The sequence below is a fragment of the Pseudomonas sp. JAI120 genome (assembly GCF_014207255.1).
In the GTDB taxonomy this organism is placed as follows: Bacteria; Pseudomonadota; Gammaproteobacteria; order Pseudomonadales; family Pseudomonadaceae; genus Aquipseudomonas.
In genome coordinates this window covers 89,666-107,224 of the sequence record NZ_JACHCZ010000007.1, presented here as the reverse complement: position 1 = coordinate 107,224, position 17,559 = coordinate 89,666, and the positions used below count along the sequence as shown (strand labels likewise).

Here is a 17,559-nt window from a genome sequence, read left to right as displayed (position 1 = left end):
TCTCTCCCCCTCAAGACCCACCCGCATTATAAGCATGCCCGCCCTATGCCCCGGCATTCGCCAAAAGCATGGTGGGTTGACCGGGCTGGATGCCCATGATGATCTACATTGGTTCTCTGTAACCCCAAAAAACAGAACCGATGAACCAAGGAGAGACGCAATGCCCTATGTACCCGTAGCGCAGCTCAAAGACTATGTCGGCAAGGAACTGGGACGTTCCGAATGGCTCACCATCGACCAGGCGCGCATCAACCTGTTCGCCGAAGCCACCGGCGATCATCAGTTCATCCACGTCGACCCGGTCAAGGCCGCGCAAACCCCGTTCGGCAGCACCATCGCCCACGGTTTCCTGTCGCTGTCACTGATGCCCAAGCTGATGGAAGACATCCTGATCGTGCCCGAAGGCCTGAAGATGGCGGTCAACTACGGCCTGGACAGCGTGCGTTTCATCCAGCCGGTGAAGGTCAACTCCAAGGTGCGCCTGAACGTGACCCTCACCGATGTCACCGAGAAAAAGCCCGGCCAGTGGTTGCTCAAGGCCACCGCCACCCTGGAAATCGATGGCCAGGAAAAACCCGCTTACGTTGCCGAGTCGTTGTCGCTCTACTTCGTGTAAGCCCATCCCTGTGGCGAGCCACTGAAACTCGCCACAGGGTATGTAAATTTATGTATGAAACTCGCAGCTGCGGCATACTCGGCGCTCAAATATCCGGATCCCGCTATGCGCCCACTCGCCCCCCTTGCCCTTGCCCTGTTGCTCACCGCTTGCGGAGACGGCGAATCGCTGTTGCCGCCCGATGCGCGCCTGCCCGATGGCGGCCGTTACCGGGGCGATGTGGTCAATGGTTTGCTGCAAGGCCAGGGGCGCGTGGATTACCCCAACGGCAGCTGGTACGCCGGGCAGCTCGACAAAGGCCAGTGGCACGGCCAGGGCGAATGGCATGGCAGCAACGGCGAAATCTATAAAGGCCAGTTCCAGCAAGGCCTGTTCGACGGCCAGGGCAGCCTGACCACAGCCGGCAGCCACTATGTGGGCGGGTTCAAGAACGGTCGGCGCAACGGCGAAGGCACCCTCAAAGAAGGGCAGATGACCTATCGCGGCGAATTCAAGGACGACCAGTATTCCGGCCTCGGCCGCCTGGAACTGGCCGACGGCAGCCAGTATCAGGGCCAGTTCGCCCACGGCAAGCCGAACGGCGAAGGCCAGCGCAATGACGACAGCGGCAACCAGTTCAGTGGCCACTTCGTCGACGGCCAGTTGGAGGGCAACGGTACCTTCAACAGCGCGGACGGCGACATCTATGTCGGCCAGTTCAAACAGAACCAACTCAACGGCAAGGGCCGTTATGAAAACGCCGATGGCGACGTGTGGATCGGCCAGTTCAAGGAAGGCGCACTCAGCGGCAAGGGCGAGTTGATCGGCGTCGACGGCAGCCATTACGTCGGCCAGTTCAGCGATTGGCGCTTTACCGGCGAAGGCCGCCTGAACCTGACCGACGGCAGCTTCTACATTGGTGGCTTCGACAGCGACAACTATCAAGGCCGCGGCACCCTGGTACTCACCGATGGCACCGTACAAGCCGGCACGTGGGTCAACGGCATGCGCGTGCGTGATGCCGACGGCAAACTGTTGCCCGATCCGCTGGAAATCGGCGTACTGGCCCAGGGCCGCTTGCTCGACGCCGCCCTCGCCGCCGTGCCTGCATCCACCCCAGCAGTGGAGCTGTACACCCTGGCCGTGGCCGGCGACGGCAAACAGAGCGTGTTCCTGCGCGAAGCCGATTACGTCAGCAATATGCTCGCCACCCGCTTCGGCGCACGTGGGCAGATCCGCCTGGTCAACCACCGCGACCATATCGCCGACCGGCCACTGGCCACCCGCGAAAGCCTGCGCCGTGCCGTGCAAACCCTGGCCGAGCGCACCGGCCCGGAAGACCTGGTGTTTATCTACCTGACCAGCCACGGCACCCACGAACACGAGCTGGTGCTGGACCAACCACGCATGGAACTGGCCGATCTGCCCGCCGATGAGCTGGCCGCCGTGCTCGCGCCGCTGAAAAACCGCGACAAGATCGTCGTGATTTCAGCTTGCTACTCCGGCGGCTTCATCCCCGTGCTCAAAGACGAACGCACCCTGATCATGACCGCCTCGCGCGCCGACCGCGTGTCCTTCGGTTGTTCCGAAGAAGCCGACTTCACCTACTTCGGCGACGCCCTCTTCGCCCAAGCCTTCAACCAGACCGACGATTTGCAGCAAGCCTTCAAGCTGGCGCAGTTGCATGTGAGCGAACGCGAACAGGCAGACAACTTCGAAGCGTCCGAACCGCAGATCTGGGCCCCCAAAGGCGTGATCGCCCATTGGCAATTATTACGCAAGCAGCAGGCACGAAAGGCGCTGGAAAGCGTCTCAATGAATAGCAAGGAAGCCAAAGGCAACTAAGCTGTAACGTGTAACAAGGGGGAAACACCATGTACCTGACACCTCAGCATATCCTGCTCGCCGGCGCCTCTGGCCTCACCGGCGAACACCTGCTTGATCGCCTGCTCAACGAACCCACCGTGACCCGTGTACTTGCACCCACCCGCAAACCGCTGGCCGAGCACCCGCACCTGGAAAACCCGGTGGGCGACCCAGCGGTGTTCCTGCCGCAACTGAGCGGCCAGGTGGATATTGCCTTCTGCTGCCTGGGCACCACCATCAAGAAAGCCGGTTCCGAAGAGGCTTTTCGTGCCGTCGACCTGGATATGGTCGTAGCCTTTGCCAAGCGAGCGCGGGAGATGGGCGCGCGGCACCTGATCGTAATCAGTGCAATTGGCGCCGACCCGAAATCCTCGGTGTTCTACAACCGGGTCAAAGGCGAAATGGAACAGGCGCTCAAGGCCCAGGACTGGCCGCAGCTGACCATCGTGCGGCCTTCGTTGCTGTTGGGGGAACGGCTGGAGCCGCGCTTGGCCGAGCAATTGGCCGGGCCGCTGTCACGCCTGATCCCAGGCAAATACCACGGCATTGAAGTCTGCGAACTGGCACGGGCCATGTGGCGCCTGGCGCTGGAAGAGCAGGACGGGGTGCGGGTGGTGGAGTCGGACGAACTGCGCAAGCTCGGTAAATAAGGCCGAACACAAAGCAAAAATGTGGGAGGGGGCAAGCCCCTCCCACATTGGTTTTGTGATGCGTTTAAAATCCGGGCTAGAGCCCGCCAGTCGCGTTAAACCCTACCCCCAGCACCGTCAACACTGACAGCGGCAATAACAGCGTGTCGAGCAACGCGCTGGCTGGCAGGTCGACGCCGGGATAGCTGGGCGCCTCGGCACCGAACCGGTCCTTGGCGCAGCAACCTCCGTTCATTGCATACAAATCCAACCGCGTGCCGGCATACACCACCGGCGCGCCGGGCTGCGCGGCGTCCAGGGTACGTGCGGTGGCGCAGCCGGCCAGTTGCAGCGCCAGTATCACCAACAGTGCCTTATTCATCGCTGCTCAAATGATGTTCGCCCCAACGCGGCAGCATGTCCTGAGGGATATTCAACAGGTTGAGAATGCGCGCCACCACGAAATCCACCAGGTCATCGATGGTCTGCGGCTGGTGATAGAAGCCGGGCGACGCTGGCAGGATAGTCACCCCCAGGTTCGACAGCTTGAGCATGTGTTCCAGATGAATGCTCGAGTACGGCGCCTCACGCGGCACCAGGATCAACTGGCGGCGCTCCTTCAGCGTCACGTCGGCGGCGCGTTCAATCAGGTTGTTGCAAGCGCCCGTGGCAATCGCCGACAACGTCCCCGTGGAGCACGGCACCACCACCATTGCCGCCGGCGCGCCAGAACCCGATGCCACCGGCGACATCCAGTCTTCCTTGCCATAGACCTTGATCTGCCCCGCCGCCGCACCGGTGTACTCGGTGAGAAAGGCTTGCATCATCTGCACCTTGGGGGGCAGCGCGACATCAGTCTCGGTGGCCATCACCAACTGCGCGGCCTTGGAGATCAGGAAGTGCACCTCACGATCCTCACGCACCAGGCAATCCAGCAGGCGCAAGCCATACGGCGCGCCGGATGCGCCGGTCATCGCCAGGGTGACGCGTTCCGGGCCACTCATTTCAGCGCCTCGGCCAGTTTGCCGTGCAAGCCGCCGAAGCCGCCGTTGCTCATGACCACCACATGGGCGCCAGGCTTGGCCTGGTGCTTGACGAACTCAATGATGCCCTCGATGGAATCACAGACTTTCGACGGCACCGTGCACTGCGCCGCAATCGCCGGCAGGTCCCAGCCAAGATTGGCCGGTGCGTACCACACCGCCTGGTCGGCATCGTTAACGCTTTCCGGCAGGCCGTCGCGGTGGGCGCCGAGCTTCATGGAGTTGGAGCGCGGCTCGACGATCGCGATTACCTGGGCATCACCGACACGCTTGCGCAGGCCGTCCAGCGTGGTAGCAATCGCAGTCGGGTGGTGGGCAAAGTCGTCGTAGATGGTAATCCCATTCACCTCGGCGACTTTCTCCATGCGTCGCTTCACACTCTTGAATGCACTCAGCGCCGCGATGCCCATGGACGGCACCACGCCCACATGGCGCGCGGCGGCCAGGGTGACCAGGGCGTTGGCAACGTTGTGCTGGCCGGTCATGTCCCAATCGACAATGCCTTGGGCCTCGCCTTCAAACAGCACTTCAAACCTGGAACCGTCTTCACTGAGCAACTTGACCTGCCATTGCCCACCCGCCCCGGTGGTTTGCACCGGGGTCCAGCAACCCATCTCGATCACACGCTGCAAAGCTGGCTCGGTGGTCGGGTGGATGACCAGGCCTTCGCTGGGAATGGTGCGCACCAAATGGTGGAACTGTCGCTCGATGGCCGCCAAATCTGGAAAGATATCGGCGTGATCGAACTCGAGGTTGTTGAGGATCGCCGTGCGCGGACGGTAGTGGACGAACTTGGAGCGCTTGTCGAAAAAGGCGCTGTCGTATTCGTCGGCTTCAATCACGAAGAAAGGCGTATCGCCCAGACGCGCGGAGACCGAGAAGTTCTGTGGCACGCCGCCGATCAGGAAGCCCGGGCTCATGCCCGCGTGCTCCAGCACCCAGGCCAGCATGCTGCTGGTGGTGGTCTTGCCATGGGTGCCGGCAACGGCCAAGACCCAGCGACCTTGCAGCACATGGTCGGCCAGCCATTGCGGGCCGGACACGTAAGGCAAACCTTTGTTGAGTACGTATTCGACAGCAGGATTGCCACGGGACATGGCATTGCCGATCACCACCAGGTCCGGCACCGGGTCGAATTGCGCCGGGTCGTAACCCTGGGTCAACTCAATGCCCTGAGCCTCCAGTTGCGTGCTCATGGGCGGGTAAACATTGGCATCGGAGCCCGTTACATGATGGCCCAGCTCTTTGGCCAGAACCGCCATCGAACCCATGAAAGTGCCGCAGATACCAAGAATATGAATGTGCATAGTCGACCTCGTAAACATCGAGGCAGGTTAGCGCAGGGGGGCGAAAATCGCACTCTTTAGCTGTAGGACCAATCTATGGAGCCGCCCGTGCAATACCGTGCCGGCGCAGCTTTCTATACAGCGTGTTACGGCTGACACCCAACTGCTCCGCCGTGTGGGTCATGTGCCAGCGTTGTTGCTCCAGGGCCGTGAGCAGGGCGAGTCGTTCGGCGTCCCCCAGGGGCGACTCTGCAAGCCTGGCCTCGGCGACCGGCTGTGGCCGAGCCTGGCGGATCAACGCTGGCAAATCCTCAAGACCGACCCGCCCGTCGTCACACAGCGCTGCCAGCGTACGCAACACCGTGCGCAGTTGCCGGACGTTGCCCGGCCAGGGGTAGGTCAGCAGCGCCGAGCGTGCTGCCGGGTCGAGTTGTACGCTCTGCCCACCCGCCTCCTGCGCCAGCAGGAAATCCAGCAACTGATGCTTATCGCTGCGTTCACGCAACGCTGGCAAACCGACTTCCAGGCCGTTGAGCCGGTAGTACAAGTCTTCCCGAAAACTTCCGTCCTGCACGCGCTCCAGCAAATTCCGGTGAGTCGCGCTGATAATTCTGACATCAACCGCCTGGGGCTCACCGCCGATGGGCACCACCATGCGGTCCTCCAGCACCCTTAACAGGCGCGTCTGCAGCGCCAACGGCATATCGCCGATTTCATCGAGGAACAGCGTGCCGCCGTCGGCCTGTTGCAACTTGCCCTGCATGCCGTCCTTGCGCGCGCCGGTAAAGCTGCCGCCGCGATAGCCGAACAGTTCGCTTTCGATCAGACTTTCCGGGATGGCGGCACAGTTGAGGGCAACGAAAGCCTTGTCGGCGCGCTGGCTGGCGTGATGCACCGCCTTGGCGAAGGCCTCTTTGCCGGAGCCGGTTTCGCCGTTGATCAGCAAGGGCACATCACGCTCGAATACCCGCAGCGCCTTCCGGAAGTCACTCTGCAGTGTCGGGTCGCCCAGGCAGATACCGGCCAGGCGCACGGGCTCAGGCTTGACGATGGGCGCAGGCACACTGCGCGATTGACCGCGCAAAGCCGCGAACAAGTGCCGGCCATCCCGCGTGCGCAATGGCCAACTGGCGGTGGCATTGGCACTGGCGCGACCGAGCAGTTGGTCCAGGGAACACTCGAAAAACGCCTCCACCGGTTGCCCCGTCAAGCCACCCCGAACCTGCCCCAGCAGGTTGAGTGCGCTCTGGTTGACGGCACAAATCCGGCCCTCGCCGTCAAACGCCAGCAGCCCTTCACTGAACAGGCCCACCGACTCGGCCTGCAGATGAAAGCGCAGCAGCCAATGGTTTTCGAAGTGACGCAGGAAGTAGCAACTCTCGATCATCTTCGCCGACAGGTTGACCAGCGCCATGGTGTGGAATTGGCTCTGGCGCGACACCTCCTCACGGGCCGACGACACGTCCAGCACCGCCAGCAGGTCGCCATGGGGGTCGAATACCGGGCTCGCCGAACAGGTCAGTCCAGTGTGGCGCCCACGAAAATGTTCGTCGCGATGAATGGTCAACGACTGGCGTTCCACCAGGCAGGTGCCGATGCCGTTGGTGCCCTCGCACGCTTCGCTCCAATCCGCACCGAGCCACAACCCGGCGCGTTCGAAAATCTTGCGCTCGGACGGCGCCGTGACACAGTTGAGGATCACCCCACGCGCATCGGTCAGCAGCACCGCATGGCCAGCGCCCGACAGCTGCTGGTGCAGGCTGTTCATCTCGCTGCCAGCGATATGCAGCACCTGTTGCAGGCGCTCACGGCTTTCCAGCAGGCGGCCATGCTCAAGCACCGTAGGGGCGATGGTTTGCGCAGGGTCGAGGTGGTAGTCCTCCAGGCAGCGCAGCCAGGAACGGGCGATGGACGGGTCGCTGGACGGATCGCGCCCGCGCGCCACGGTGAGGACTTGCTGGGCATGGCGACTGAAATGATCGTTATGCATGTTCTTATTATTCTCCCTGCGTGAGAGCAACCAGCATCCCCCAGGCACCCAGCCAATGCAATCCCGGACCGACCCGCCGGTCACAGCGTGTACCGTTTATGGCACAAACTGTCACAGCGCCTGTACCACCTGTGTCACAGCAAAGCTTTGCAACAAACCCCAACCCCTTGATTTCCCTGGCCTGCAAAGCAGTGGCCCAACCTTTGCTCTACGCTTTACCAAGCGCTTGCGCGCTGCACTCCAATAAACATAAAAGCCAGGAGATACCCACCATGCGTTACGCACACCCCGGTACTGAAGGCGCGATCGTTTCGTTCAAGGCCAAGTACGGCAACTACATTGGTGGCGAATTCGTTGCCCCGGTCGATGGCAACTATTTCACCAACACCTCGCCGGTCAACGGCAAGCCTATCGCCGAATTCCCGCGCTCCACTGCCAAAGACATCGACAAGGCGCTGGACGCCGCCCACGCTGCCGCTGACGCCTGGGGCAAGACCTCGGCCCAGGACCGCTCGCTGGTGCTGCTGAAAATCGCCGACCGCATCGAACAGAACCTCGAACTGCTGGCCATCACCGAAACCTGGGACAACGGCAAGGCCGTGCGTGAAACCCTCAACGCCGACATCCCGCTGGCGGCTGACCACTTCCGCTACTTCGCAGGCTGCATCCGCGCCCAGGAAGGCACCAGCGCCGAGATCAACGAACACACCGCGTCCTACCACTTCCACGAGCCGCTGGGCGTGGTCGGCCAGATCATCCCGTGGAACTTCCCGCTGCTGATGGCCGCCTGGAAACTCGCCCCGGCCCTGGCCGCCGGCAACTGCGTGGTACTCAAGCCCGCCGAGCAAACGCCGCTGGGCATCAACGTGCTGATGGAAGTGATCGGCGACCTGCTGCCACCGGGCGTGCTGAACGTGGTGCACGGTTTCGGCCGCGAAGCCGGCGAAGCCCTGGCCACCAGCAAGCGTATCGCCAAGATCGCCTTCACGGGCTCCACGCCGGTGGGCTCGCACATCATGCACGCGGCGGCCGAGAACATTATCCCGTCCACTGTTGAGCTGGGCGGCAAGTCGCCGAACATCTTCTTCGCCGACATCATGAAAGCCGAACCGTCGTTTATCGAGAAAGCCGCTGAAGGCCTGGTGCTGGCGTTCTTTAACCAGGGCGAAGTGTGCACCTGCCCATCCCGTGCGCTGGTGGAAGAGTCGATCTACGACGAGTTCATGAAAGTAGTGATGAAGAAAGTCGAGCAGATCAAACGCGGCGACCCGCTGGACACCGACACCATGGTCGGCGCCCAGGCGTCCGAGCAGCAGTTCGACAAGATCCTGTCCTACCTGGAAATTGCCAAGGGCGAAGGTGCGCAACTGCTGACTGGCGGCAAGGTCGAGCAGCTCACTGGCGACATGGCCGGCGGCTATTACATCCAGCCGACCCTGCTCAAGGGCACCAATGAAATGCGCGTGTTCCAGGAGGAAATCTTCGGCCCGGTGGTGAGCATCACCACCTTCAAGGACGAAGCCGAAGCCCTGGCGATTGCCAACGACACCGAGTTCGGCCTGGGCGCCGGCGTGTGGACCCGCGACATCAACCGCGCCTACCGCATGGGCCGTGCGATTAAAGCTGGCCGCGTGTGGACCAACTGCTACCACCTGTACCCGGCGCACGCCGCGTTTGGCGGTTACAAGAAGTCCGGAGTGGGCCGTGAGACGCACAAGATGATGTTGGATCACTACCAGCAGACCAAGAACTTGCTGGTGAGCTACGACATTAATCCGCTGGGCTTCTTCTAACTAACCCCTCCCCTCCCACAGTTGAAATGTACTCAAATGTGGGAGGGGTTTGCCCTCTCCCACACTTAGCTCTCCACAAGTACTTACGAATTGCATTCGGCACACAGAGGCCGAGTTAAAAACAATAACAATGAAAGGTACTTCTTCATGCCTAGCGAACCGACTGGATCTTCTGTCGACTTCGAAAAAGTCGACTCCCAATACTTCCAACAACGCGAACTTAAAAAAGGTGCCGCCGGCTGGGTGCTGCTGGTCGGCCTTGGCGTTGCCTACGTCATCTCCGGCGACTACGCCGGCTGGAACTTCGGCCTGGCCCAGGGTGGCTGGGGCGGTATGTTCCTCGCCACATTGCTGATGGCCACCATGTACCTGTGCATGTGCTTTTCCCTGGCCGAACTGTCTTCCATGATCCCCACCGCCGGCGGTGGCTACGGCTTTGCCCGCAGTGCCTTCGGGCCTTGGGGCGGGTTCCTGACGGGCACCGCCATCCTGATCGAATACGCCATCGCCCCCGCCGCCATCGCGGTGTTTATCGGTGCCTATTGCGAGTCGCTGTTCGGTATCGGCGGCTGGATGATCTACCTGGCGTTCTACATCATCTTTATCGGCATCCATATCTTCGGCGTCGGTGAAGCCTTGAAGCTGATGTTCGTGATCACCGCCATCGCCGCGATTGCACTGGGCGTATTCCTGGTGTCGATGGTGCCGCACTTCAATGTCGCCAACTTGCTGGATATCCCGGTAAGCGAAGCCAAGGGCGCCAGCACCTTCCTGCCATTCGGCTATGTCGGCGTGTGGGCGGCGATCCCCTATGCGATCTGGTTTTTCCTTGCCGTAGAAGGCGTGCCGCTCGCCGCCGAAGAAACCAAGAACCCCAAGCGCGACCTGCCCCGGGGCTTGATCGGCGCCATTGTGGTGCTGACCAGTTTTGCCCTGTTGATCCTGGTGATCGCACCGGGCGGCGCGGGCACCTACGCGCTGATCAAATCCGGTAACCCGCTGGTGGAAGCGCTGGCGCTGTCCTATGGCGGTTCGACCTGGATGGGCAGCTTCGTCAACCTGGTCGGTCTGGCCGGCTTGATCGCCAGCTTTTTCTCGATTATCTACGCCTATTCACGGCAGATCTTTGCCTTGTCCCGTGCCGGCTACCTGCCGCGCAAACTGTCCCAGACCAACAAGAGCAAGGCACCGGTACTGGCCCTGGTGATCCCCGGCATTATCGGTTTCGGCCTGTCGCTGACCGGCCAGGGGGATTTGCTGATTCTGGTGGCGGTGTTTGGCGCGACCATTTCCTACGTGCTGATGATGGCCGCGCACATCACCCTACGCATCCGTCGCCCCAAAATGGACCGTCCTTATCGCACGCCGGGCGGCATCTTCACGTCCGGTGTAGCCCTGGTACTGGCCTGCGTGGCCGTCGTTGCGGGCTTTTTGGTGGATCCACGGGTGGTGATTGGCGCCGCAATCATCTATGGAGTATTAATTGCTTACTTTGCTTTCTACAGCCGGCATCACTTGGTAGCAGGCACGCCCGAAGAAGAATTCGCCGCGATCCAGGCCGCAGAGGCCGCCTTGCACTAACTGCCGTAAACCTCGACGCGGGTTCCTCTCCTGCCCGCGTCGTCAAGGAGACACTGTATGGCAAGCTTTTCCCACGCGGTGGGTGCACAGACCTACCGCTTCGACAGCCTCAAGGACGTGATGGCCAAGGCCAGCCCCGCGCGTTCCGGGGACTTTCTCGCCGGCGTCGCCGCGCAGAACGATGGTGAGCGGGTGGCGGCGCAAATGGCGCTGGCCAATATCCCGCTGAAACACTTCCTCGAAGAAGCGCTGATCCCCTATGAAAGCGATGAAGTCACCCGGCTGATCATCGACACCCACGACAAGCAGGCTTTCGCCGTGGTCAGCCACCTGACCGTCGGCGGCCTGCGCGACTGGCTGCTGAGCGACGCCGCCGATGAACAATCCCTACGCGCATTGGCGCCGGGGCTGACACCGGAAATGGCAGCGGCCGTGTCGAAGATCATGCGCGTGCAGGACCTGGTACTGGTGGCGCAGAAGATCCGGGTGGTCACTCAGTTTCGCGGCACCATGGGCCTGCGGGGGCGCCTGTCGACCCGCCTGCAACCCAACCACCCGACCGACGAGCCGGCGGGCATCGCCGCGAGCATCCTCGACGGCCTGCTCTACGGTAACGGCGACGCCATGATTGGCATCAATCCGGCCACCGACAGCATCGCCTCGATCTGCGCCATGCTGGAGATGCTCGACGCCATCATCCAACGCTACGAAATCCCCACCCAGGCCTGCGTGCTGACCCACGTCACCACCTCCATCGAAGCCATCAACCGCGGCGTGCCGCTGGACCTGGTGTTCCAGTCGATTGCCGGCACCGAAGCGGCCAATGCCAGTTTCGGCATCAGCCTGAGCGTGCTGCAGGAAGGTTACGAGGCGGGCTTGAGCCTGAACCGGGGCACCTTGGGCCAGAACCTGATGTATTTCGAAACCGGCCAGGGCAGCGCCTTGTCGGCCAACGCGCATTTTGGCGTCGACCAGCAAACCTGCGAAACCCGCGCCTATGCGGTGGCCCGGCATTTCAAGCCGTTCCTGGTGAATACCGTGGTCGGTTTTATCGGCCCCGAGTACCTGTACAACGGCAAGCAGATCATTCGCGCGGGCCTTGAAGACCACTTCTGCGGCAAGCTGCTCGGCGTGCCCATGGGGTGCGACATCTGCTACACCAACCATGCCGAAGCCGACCAGGACGACATGGACACCCTGCTGACCCTGCTGGGCGTCGCCGGGATTAACTTCATCATGGGTATCCCCGGCTCCGACGACATCATGCTCAACTACCAGACCACCTCGTTCCACGACGCCCTGTACGCTCGCCAAACATTGGGTTTAAAGCCGGCGCCGGAGTTTGAACAGTGGCTGGCCAAAATGGGCATCTTTACGCAAGCCGACGGCAAGGTGCGCTTCGGCAACAGCCTGCCACCGGCGTTTCGCCACGCCTTGGCGCAATTGGGATGAAGGAGCCGCCTGTGCAACTCGACCTGCCTGAAAACCCGTGGCTGGAACTGCGCCGCCTGACCCCGGCGCGGATTGCGCTGGGCCGCACCGGCACCAGCATTCCCACCAACGCACAGCTTGATTTTCAGTTCGCCCACGCCCAGGCGCGGGACGCGGTGCACCTGCCCTTTGACCATGCCGGCCTGAGCAGTCAGTTAGCCGAACGTGGGCGTGACAGTCTGTTGCTGCACAGTGCCGCAACCGACCGGCATAGCTACCTGCAACGTCCGGATTTGGGGCGGCGCTTGAGTGATGAATCGGCCCAGAGCCTGCGGGATTACGCGGCTGCGCATCCGGGCGGCATGGACCTGGCGGTCGTGGTGGCTGATGGTTTGTCGGCGCTGGCGGTGCATAAACATACGTTGCCGTTTCTTACGCGCATGGAAGAACAGACCCACGCCGAAGGGTGGTCCTTGTCGCCGGTGATCCTGGTGGAACAGGGCCGCGTGGCGGTGGCCGACGAAATCGGGCAACTGCTCGGCGCCAAGATGGTGGTGATCCTCATCGGTGAACGGCCGGGGCTCAGTTCGCCGGACAGTTTGGGGCTGTATTTCACCTACAACCCCAAGGTCGGCCTCACCGATGCCTATCGCAACTGCATCTCCAATGTACGCCTGGAAGGCTTGAGCTATGGCATGGCGGCCCATCGCCTGCTGTACTTGATGCGAGAGGCGTGTCGCCGGCAGCTGTCGGGGGTCAACCTGAAGGACGAGGCCCAGCTTCAGACGATCGAATCCGACGACCCGGACCTGATGAAGGGCAATTTCCTGCTCAGCCCACCCACCGACTGATCCCGGCACGATTGCGCTTTTTCGCGTCTTTAGGCAGCATCAAGTCACGGCCGCTCGTGTGGTCATACCCCATTTGGAAGTTGAGGCCTGGCATGCGGATTACTCAAGCGACCCTGGAACACCTGGACCTGTTGACCCCATTGTTCGTCAAGTACCGCGAGTTCTATGGGGCCCTGCCCTTTCCGGATTCGTCACGGGCCTTCCTGGAAAAGCGCCTGCGCCGCAAGGAGTCGGTGATCTACCTGGCCCTGGCCGATGACGATGACAAACGCGTGCTCGGGTTTTGCCAGCTTTACCCGAGCTTTTCCTCGCTGTCGCTTAAACGTGTGTGGATCCTCAACGACATCTATGTGGCCGAAGACGCGCGCCGACAACTGGTGGCGGACAATTTGATACGCACAGCAAAGAAGATGGCCAAGGAGACCCATGCGGTCCGGCTGCGGGTGTCGACCAGCAGTAATAACCAAGTGGCGCAAAAGACGTACGAGTCAATCGGGTTTCGTGAAGACACCGAGTTCAAGAACTACACGTTGCCGATCAGCGAAGACTGATTCCCTTACACGTAGACACCCTGTGGGAGGGGTCTGCCACCGATAGCGGCTTTTCAGTCAGACTATTTATAACTGACACGGCCTCATCGGTAGCAAGCCCCTCGCACAGCGGGTTATGTGGCGCCCAGCGCACCGTGTACTGCGACATCCCCCGCTACAAAACCAACACGCTTTTCACCTCTCAATCCGTATAATGCGGACCTTTCAGGGTTGTAAGAAACACTACATACACGTGTAGCCTTATTACCCGAGCTTCCGCACAGGCCTGCCGAGTCGGGCCGTTCACACAGGTGCCATCCATGGATTTCAACCCGCTCGACCTTATCCTGCATCTCGACGTGTACCTCGACATGCTGGTAACCAACTATGGTCCGTGGATATACGCCATTCTGTTCCTGGTCATCTTTTGCGAAACCGGCCTGGTGGTCATGCCGTTCCTGCCAGGTGATTCGCTGCTGTTTATCGCCGGCGCCGTCGCTGCGGGCGGCGGCATGGACCCGGTCTTGTTGGGCGGGCTGTTGATGTTGGCGGCGATTCTCGGCGACAGTACCAATTATGTGATCGGGCGAACGGCGGGAGAACGCCTGTTCAGCAACCCGAACTCGAAAATCTTCCGCCGCGACTACCTGCAAAAGACCCACGATTTCTACGACAAGCACGGCGGCAAAACCGTGACCCTGGCGCGCTTCCTGCCGATCCTGCGGACCTTTGCGCCGTTCGTTGCCGGTATCGCAAAAATGCCTTACCCACGCTTCTTCGGCTTCAGCGTGCTGGGCACCATCCTCTGGGTCGGCGGCCTGGTGACCCTGGGCTACTTCTTCGGCAACGTGCCATTTATCAAGAAAAACCTCTCGCTGCTGGTGGTGTTCATCATCCTGCTGTCGCTGGTGCCGATGATCATTGGCGTGTTCCGCAGCCGCTTTGGCCGCACGTCTTCAGAAGCCAAGTCGCAGTAACCTGGCATGTGGTCCCTCAGCGCCTGGCGTCGCCGGCGCCTGCTGGCCAAGCACCCGATTGCCGATGACACCTGGCAGCGGGTGCGCCACCACCTGACCTTCCTCGACGGCATCAGCGCCGAGCAGGACCAGTGGCTGCGCGAAGCCTGCGTGGTGTTCCTCGCCGAAAAACACCTCACCGCCCTGCCCGGCGTCGAGCTGCACCAGGAACAACGCCTGCTGCTCGCCGCCCAGGCGCAATTGCCGCTGATGAACCTGGGTGACCTCGACTGGTACCAGGGTTTCCATGAAATCGTGCTGTACCCCGACGACTTCCTCAGCCCCCAGCGCCATCGCGACAGCAGCGGCATCGAACACGAGTGGGACGGCGAACACAGCGGCGAAGCCTGGCAGCAAGGCCCGGTGATCCTCGCCTGGCCGGGCGTACTGGCCAGCGGTCAGTGGGAAGGCTACAACCTGGTGATCCACGAACTGGCCCACAAGCTCGACATGCTCAACGGCGACGCCAACGGCCTGCCGCCGCTGCACCACGACATGCGCGTGCAGGAATGGGCCAGCGTGATGCAGAGCGCTTATGACGATCTCAATCGCCAACTGGACGCCAACCCCGACGCCGAGACGGAGATAGACCCCTACGCGGCGGAAAACCCGGCGGAGTTCTTTGCGGTCACCAGCGAATATTTTTTCAGCGCCCCGGATTTACTCGTCAACCGTTATCCACAGGTGTACGCCCAACTCAGCCGCTTTTACCGCCAGGATCCCTTGGCCCGCCTGACCCAACTGCAAGCGCACGACCCGCGTTATCAGCCACAAGGCGAATGACCGTACGACGTCTGGCGCATGGCATCGCCGTCAGAATATGCCTATAATCGCCGCCACTTTTAGGCCAATCCGGCCATGTCATATGGCCAACTACGGGGGCAACGCCCAATGAGCTACAGCAAGATTCCGGCTGGCAAAGACCTGCCGAACGACATCTACGTCGCCATCGAGATTCCGGCCAACCACGCGCCGATCAAATACGAAATCGACAAAGACAGCGACTGCCTGTTCGTTGACCGTTTCATGGCCACCCCGATGTTCTACCCGGCCAACTACGGTTTTATCCCTAACACCCTGGCCGACGACGGTGACCCCCTCGACGTGCTGGTCGTAACCCCTTACCCGGTTACCCCAGGCTCGGTCATCCGCGCTCGCCCAGTCGGCATCCTGAACATGACCGACGACGGCGGCGGTGATGCCAAAGTGATCGCAGTGCCACACGACAAGCTGTCCCAGCTGTACGTGGACGTGAAGGAATACACCGACCTGCCGCCACTGCTGCTGGAACAGATCAAGCACTTCTTCGAGAACTACAAAGACCTCGAAAAAGGCAAATGGGTGAAGATCGACGGTTGGGGCAACGCAGACGCCGCCCGCGCCGAGATCATGAAGTCGGTCGCAGCCTACAAAGGCTGATACCCGCTACTCATTGCCTCGGCAATTGAAAAAGCCCCGATTATTCGGGGCTTTTTTTGTGGGAAAAATTAAACGACAAGTTCAATGCTTTATAAGCTTAGTTTAACCACCGCTCAAATCCGAAGTAACAAGCTACAACTAAGCAAAAACCTACAGGCCTAACTCAACGCATGGTTTATTTGATGTGTTTTCTCGGCCAGTAAACTCTGCGTTTATGAATACATCAGGTGATCGCTTAAAAGCGCTATTAAGGGAAGTTCATCTTTCCGCCTCCGACTTCGCCAAAAACCGTGGTGTCACGCCTCAACACGTGAACAACTGGTTCAAACGCGGTGTACCCATGGGCCGACTCAACGAGATCGCAGAACTGCTGTGTATCTCCAGCCGTTGGCTACGCACCGGCGAAGGCCCCAAACACCCACCGGCCAACTTCCTGCTGGAAGGCCCGAGCATCAGGAAAGGACTCCCCACCCGCGAAGAAAGTGGCAAATACCTCACAGGCCCCGCCTGCAGCCCGGAAAAAATCGACGTGGAGATCCCCCTCCACCCCACCTTCACCTCAACCGAACGCATCCGCGTCTCCCTGCACACCCTCGAAACCCTCAACGTCAACCCCGACCGCGCGCTGGGCGCGTACATGGTCGACAACAGCATGATCGACATCATCCAACAAGGCGCCACCCTCGCCATAGACAAAGGCCGCACCCAAATCATCGACGGCGAAATCTACGCCGTCGAACACGATGGAATGCTACGCATCAAATACCTCTACAACCGCCCAGGGGGTGGTTTGCGCATGCGCAGCCACAACGCCGGCGAACACCCGGATGAATACCTGACGCACGAGCAACGGTTCGAACAGAACTTCCAGATCGTGGGCTGGGTGTTCTGGTGGTCCACCCTCAACAACCGCCGCCCACCCGTGCCGCTGGATGAGCATCTTTTGGGCTGGGAAGGCTCTAAATCGGAACCGGAGGTGGGCAACTGAGGTGAATGTGGGTATCATGCGCCGCACATTTGGCAGGGGGTTGCGTTGCGCTAACCACCCTGCTCGGCGATGCGGAGGATTTCCCGCGGATGCCCCTACTATTCAGCCCGACGCAATGTGGGCTGAGCGATTTGAAGGCTGCTGAGGTTTGTCAAAAACAAGCTGAGGCGGTCACAGAGAAGCCGGCCACAAGCCGGCTTTTTAATGCCTGATAAGTATCGTTACTCAATTGTCCAACAGCTATTGGACAATTGAGTAATCAAAAGCGGGTTGCTATACCCTGCCCTTCTCTCAGTCGCCTTACGCGGGCTGCATACACTCCACAGCCCGTTCCGCTACCATCTTTGCCATCTCCACCAAATGCATCACCGCTCTCTGCGGCGCACCCAATGGCTCACCGAGCACTTGCGATGTAGCCACCGCACACTGCAGCAACTCAGCCACACGCACCCAGGCATCCTCAAAGCTCAATTCTTCATTGACAACAAAAGGGTAGGTCGCACCCGATGACGGCGAATCCGCAACAACGTTATCCATAGCA

17 protein-coding genes are annotated in these 17,559 nt (G+C 60.9%); 12 read left to right on the top strand and 5 right to left on the bottom strand.

From position 1 onward, the window contains the following. Window positions 1-160 precede the first annotated feature (160 nt). The 3 genes from HDC32_RS28015 (at window position 161) to HDC32_RS28005 (ending at window position 3,111) form a co-directional block, all read left to right on the top strand. Window positions 161-616 (top strand): MaoC family dehydratase, encoded by a 456-nt coding sequence (locus HDC32_RS28015; RefSeq protein ID WP_027605226.1) that lies wholly within the window; start codon window positions 161-163, stop codon window positions 614-616. Window positions 617-721: 105 nt separating this feature from the next. Next, on the top strand, window positions 722-2,440 hold the full coding sequence (locus HDC32_RS28010; protein WP_184746291.1) for a C13 family peptidase: 1,719 nt from the start codon (window positions 722-724) through the stop codon (window positions 2,438-2,440). A gap of 29 nt (window positions 2,441-2,469) precedes the next feature. Further along, window positions 2,470-3,111: an oxidoreductase gene (locus tag HDC32_RS28005; RefSeq protein WP_145336745.1), complete on the top strand. Its 642-nt coding sequence runs from the start codon at window positions 2,470-2,472 to the stop codon at window positions 3,109-3,111. A 76-nt stretch (window positions 3,112-3,187) separates the two neighbouring features. Here the strand turns inward: HDC32_RS28005 and HDC32_RS28000 are convergent, their stop codons facing one another. From HDC32_RS28000 to HDC32_RS27985, 4 genes are all read right to left on the bottom strand, one after another. Next, entirely contained in the window at window positions 3,188-3,472 is a 285-nt protein-coding gene (locus HDC32_RS28000; protein WP_027605223.1) for a YceK/YidQ family lipoprotein, read from the bottom strand. Continuing rightward, complete coding sequence (gene ubiX / locus HDC32_RS27995; protein WP_131700085.1) at window positions 3,465-4,094, bottom strand: flavin prenyltransferase UbiX; 630 nt, start codon at window positions 4,092-4,094, stop codon at window positions 3,465-3,467. The genes HDC32_RS28000 and ubiX overlap by 8 nt, the downstream gene beginning before the upstream one ends. Next, a complete protein-coding gene (gene mpl / locus HDC32_RS27990) occupies window positions 4,091-5,440 on the bottom strand; it encodes a UDP-N-acetylmuramate:L-alanyl-gamma-D-glutamyl-meso-diaminopimelate ligase (protein ID WP_184746289.1) in 1,350 nt (449 codons plus the stop codon). Before mpl ends, ubiX begins: the two co-directional genes overlap by 4 nt. A 73-nt stretch (window positions 5,441-5,513) precedes the next feature. Further along, complete coding sequence (locus HDC32_RS27985; RefSeq protein WP_184746287.1) at window positions 5,514-7,409, bottom strand: sigma-54-dependent Fis family transcriptional regulator; 1,896 nt, start codon at window positions 7,407-7,409, stop codon at window positions 5,514-5,516. Window positions 7,410-7,681: 272 nt separating this feature from the next. On the opposite strand from HDC32_RS27985, the gene HDC32_RS27980 reads away from it, so the two are divergent. From HDC32_RS27980 to HDC32_RS27940, 9 genes are all read left to right on the top strand, one after another. After that, on the top strand, window positions 7,682-9,202 hold the full coding sequence (locus HDC32_RS27980) for an aldehyde dehydrogenase family protein (RefSeq protein WP_131700082.1): 1,521 nt from the start codon (window positions 7,682-7,684) through the stop codon (window positions 9,200-9,202). 147 nt (window positions 9,203-9,349) lie between these two features. Further along, on the top strand, window positions 9,350-10,783 hold the full coding sequence (eat, locus tag HDC32_RS27975) for an ethanolamine permease (protein WP_053138146.1): 1,434 nt from the start codon (window positions 9,350-9,352) through the stop codon (window positions 10,781-10,783). A 57-nt stretch (window positions 10,784-10,840) separates the two neighbouring features. Next, window positions 10,841-12,235 (top strand): ethanolamine ammonia-lyase subunit EutB, encoded by a 1,395-nt coding sequence (locus HDC32_RS27970; protein WP_131700081.1) that lies wholly within the window; start codon window positions 10,841-10,843, stop codon window positions 12,233-12,235. Continuing rightward, the gene (gene eutC / locus HDC32_RS27965) at window positions 12,232-13,065 is read left to right on the top strand and encodes an ethanolamine ammonia-lyase subunit EutC (RefSeq protein ID WP_053138150.1); all 834 of its coding nucleotides are present in this window, start codon (window positions 12,232-12,234) and stop codon (window positions 13,063-13,065) included. Before HDC32_RS27970 ends, eutC begins: the two co-directional genes overlap by 4 nt. Before the next feature lie 92 nt (window positions 13,066-13,157). Beyond that, window positions 13,158-13,616: an N-acetyltransferase gene (locus tag HDC32_RS27960; protein WP_131700080.1), complete on the top strand. Its 459-nt coding sequence runs from the start codon at window positions 13,158-13,160 to the stop codon at window positions 13,614-13,616. A gap of 299 nt (window positions 13,617-13,915) precedes the next feature. After that, window positions 13,916-14,572, top strand: a complete 657-nt coding sequence (locus HDC32_RS27955) for a DedA family protein (protein WP_131700079.1) — start codon at window positions 13,916-13,918, stop codon at window positions 14,570-14,572. A gap of 6 nt (window positions 14,573-14,578) precedes the next feature. After that, a complete protein-coding gene (locus HDC32_RS27950) occupies window positions 14,579-15,394 on the top strand; it encodes a zinc-dependent peptidase (RefSeq protein WP_131700078.1) in 816 nt (271 codons plus the stop codon). Window positions 15,395-15,502: 108 nt separating this feature from the next. Continuing rightward, window positions 15,503-16,030, top strand: a complete 528-nt coding sequence (gene ppa / locus HDC32_RS27945) for an inorganic diphosphatase (protein ID WP_003176323.1) — start codon at window positions 15,503-15,505, stop codon at window positions 16,028-16,030. A 214-nt stretch (window positions 16,031-16,244) separates the two neighbouring features. Next, complete coding sequence (locus HDC32_RS27940) at window positions 16,245-17,018, top strand: helix-turn-helix transcriptional regulator (protein ID WP_131700077.1); 774 nt, start codon at window positions 16,245-16,247, stop codon at window positions 17,016-17,018. A gap of 300 nt (window positions 17,019-17,318) precedes the next feature. Here HDC32_RS27940 and HDC32_RS27935 read toward each other — a convergent pair whose 3' ends face one another. Continuing rightward, entirely contained in the window at window positions 17,319-17,555 is a 237-nt protein-coding gene (locus HDC32_RS27935) for a hypothetical protein (RefSeq protein ID WP_184746285.1), read from the bottom strand. Between the last annotated feature and the right edge of the window lie 4 nt (window positions 17,556-17,559).

Excerpts from the sequence above, each read along its gene's own strand:
- ppa (WP_003176323.1), top strand. The coding sequence starts at position 15,503 with ATGAGCTACAGCAAGATTCCGGCTGGCAAAGACCTGCCGAACGACATC.
- HDC32_RS27980 (WP_131700082.1), top strand. The coding sequence starts at position 7,682 with ATGCGTTACGCACACCCCGGTACTGAAGGCGCGATCGTTTCGTTCAAG.
- HDC32_RS27985 (WP_184746287.1), bottom strand. The coding sequence starts at position 7,409 with ATGCATAACGATCATTTCAGTCGCCATGCCCAGCAAGTCCTCACCGTG.
- HDC32_RS28010 (WP_184746291.1), top strand. The coding sequence starts at position 722 with ATGCGCCCACTCGCCCCCCTTGCCCTTGCCCTGTTGCTCACCGCTTGC.
- eat (WP_053138146.1), top strand. The coding sequence starts at position 9,350 with ATGCCTAGCGAACCGACTGGATCTTCTGTCGACTTCGAAAAAGTCGAC.
- HDC32_RS28000 (WP_027605223.1), bottom strand. The coding sequence starts at position 3,472 with ATGAATAAGGCACTGTTGGTGATACTGGCGCTGCAACTGGCCGGCTGC.
- HDC32_RS27970 (WP_131700081.1), top strand. The coding sequence starts at position 10,841 with ATGGCAAGCTTTTCCCACGCGGTGGGTGCACAGACCTACCGCTTCGAC.
- HDC32_RS28015 (WP_027605226.1), top strand. The coding sequence starts at position 161 with ATGCCCTATGTACCCGTAGCGCAGCTCAAAGACTATGTCGGCAAGGAA.
- HDC32_RS27950 (WP_131700078.1), top strand. The coding sequence starts at position 14,579 with ATGTGGTCCCTCAGCGCCTGGCGTCGCCGGCGCCTGCTGGCCAAGCAC.
- eutC (WP_053138150.1), top strand. The coding sequence starts at position 12,232 with ATGAAGGAGCCGCCTGTGCAACTCGACCTGCCTGAAAACCCGTGGCTG.
- HDC32_RS27935 (WP_184746285.1), bottom strand. The coding sequence starts at position 17,555 with ATGGATAACGTTGTTGCGGATTCGCCGTCATCGGGTGCGACCTACCCT.
- ubiX (WP_131700085.1), bottom strand. The coding sequence starts at position 4,094 with ATGAGTGGCCCGGAACGCGTCACCCTGGCGATGACCGGCGCATCCGGC.
- HDC32_RS28005 (WP_145336745.1), top strand. The coding sequence starts at position 2,470 with ATGTACCTGACACCTCAGCATATCCTGCTCGCCGGCGCCTCTGGCCTC.
- HDC32_RS27960 (WP_131700080.1), top strand. The coding sequence starts at position 13,158 with ATGCGGATTACTCAAGCGACCCTGGAACACCTGGACCTGTTGACCCCA.
- HDC32_RS27940 (WP_131700077.1), top strand. The coding sequence starts at position 16,245 with ATGAATACATCAGGTGATCGCTTAAAAGCGCTATTAAGGGAAGTTCAT.
- HDC32_RS27955 (WP_131700079.1), top strand. The coding sequence starts at position 13,916 with ATGGATTTCAACCCGCTCGACCTTATCCTGCATCTCGACGTGTACCTC.
- mpl (WP_184746289.1), bottom strand. The coding sequence starts at position 5,440 with ATGCACATTCATATTCTTGGTATCTGCGGCACTTTCATGGGTTCGATG.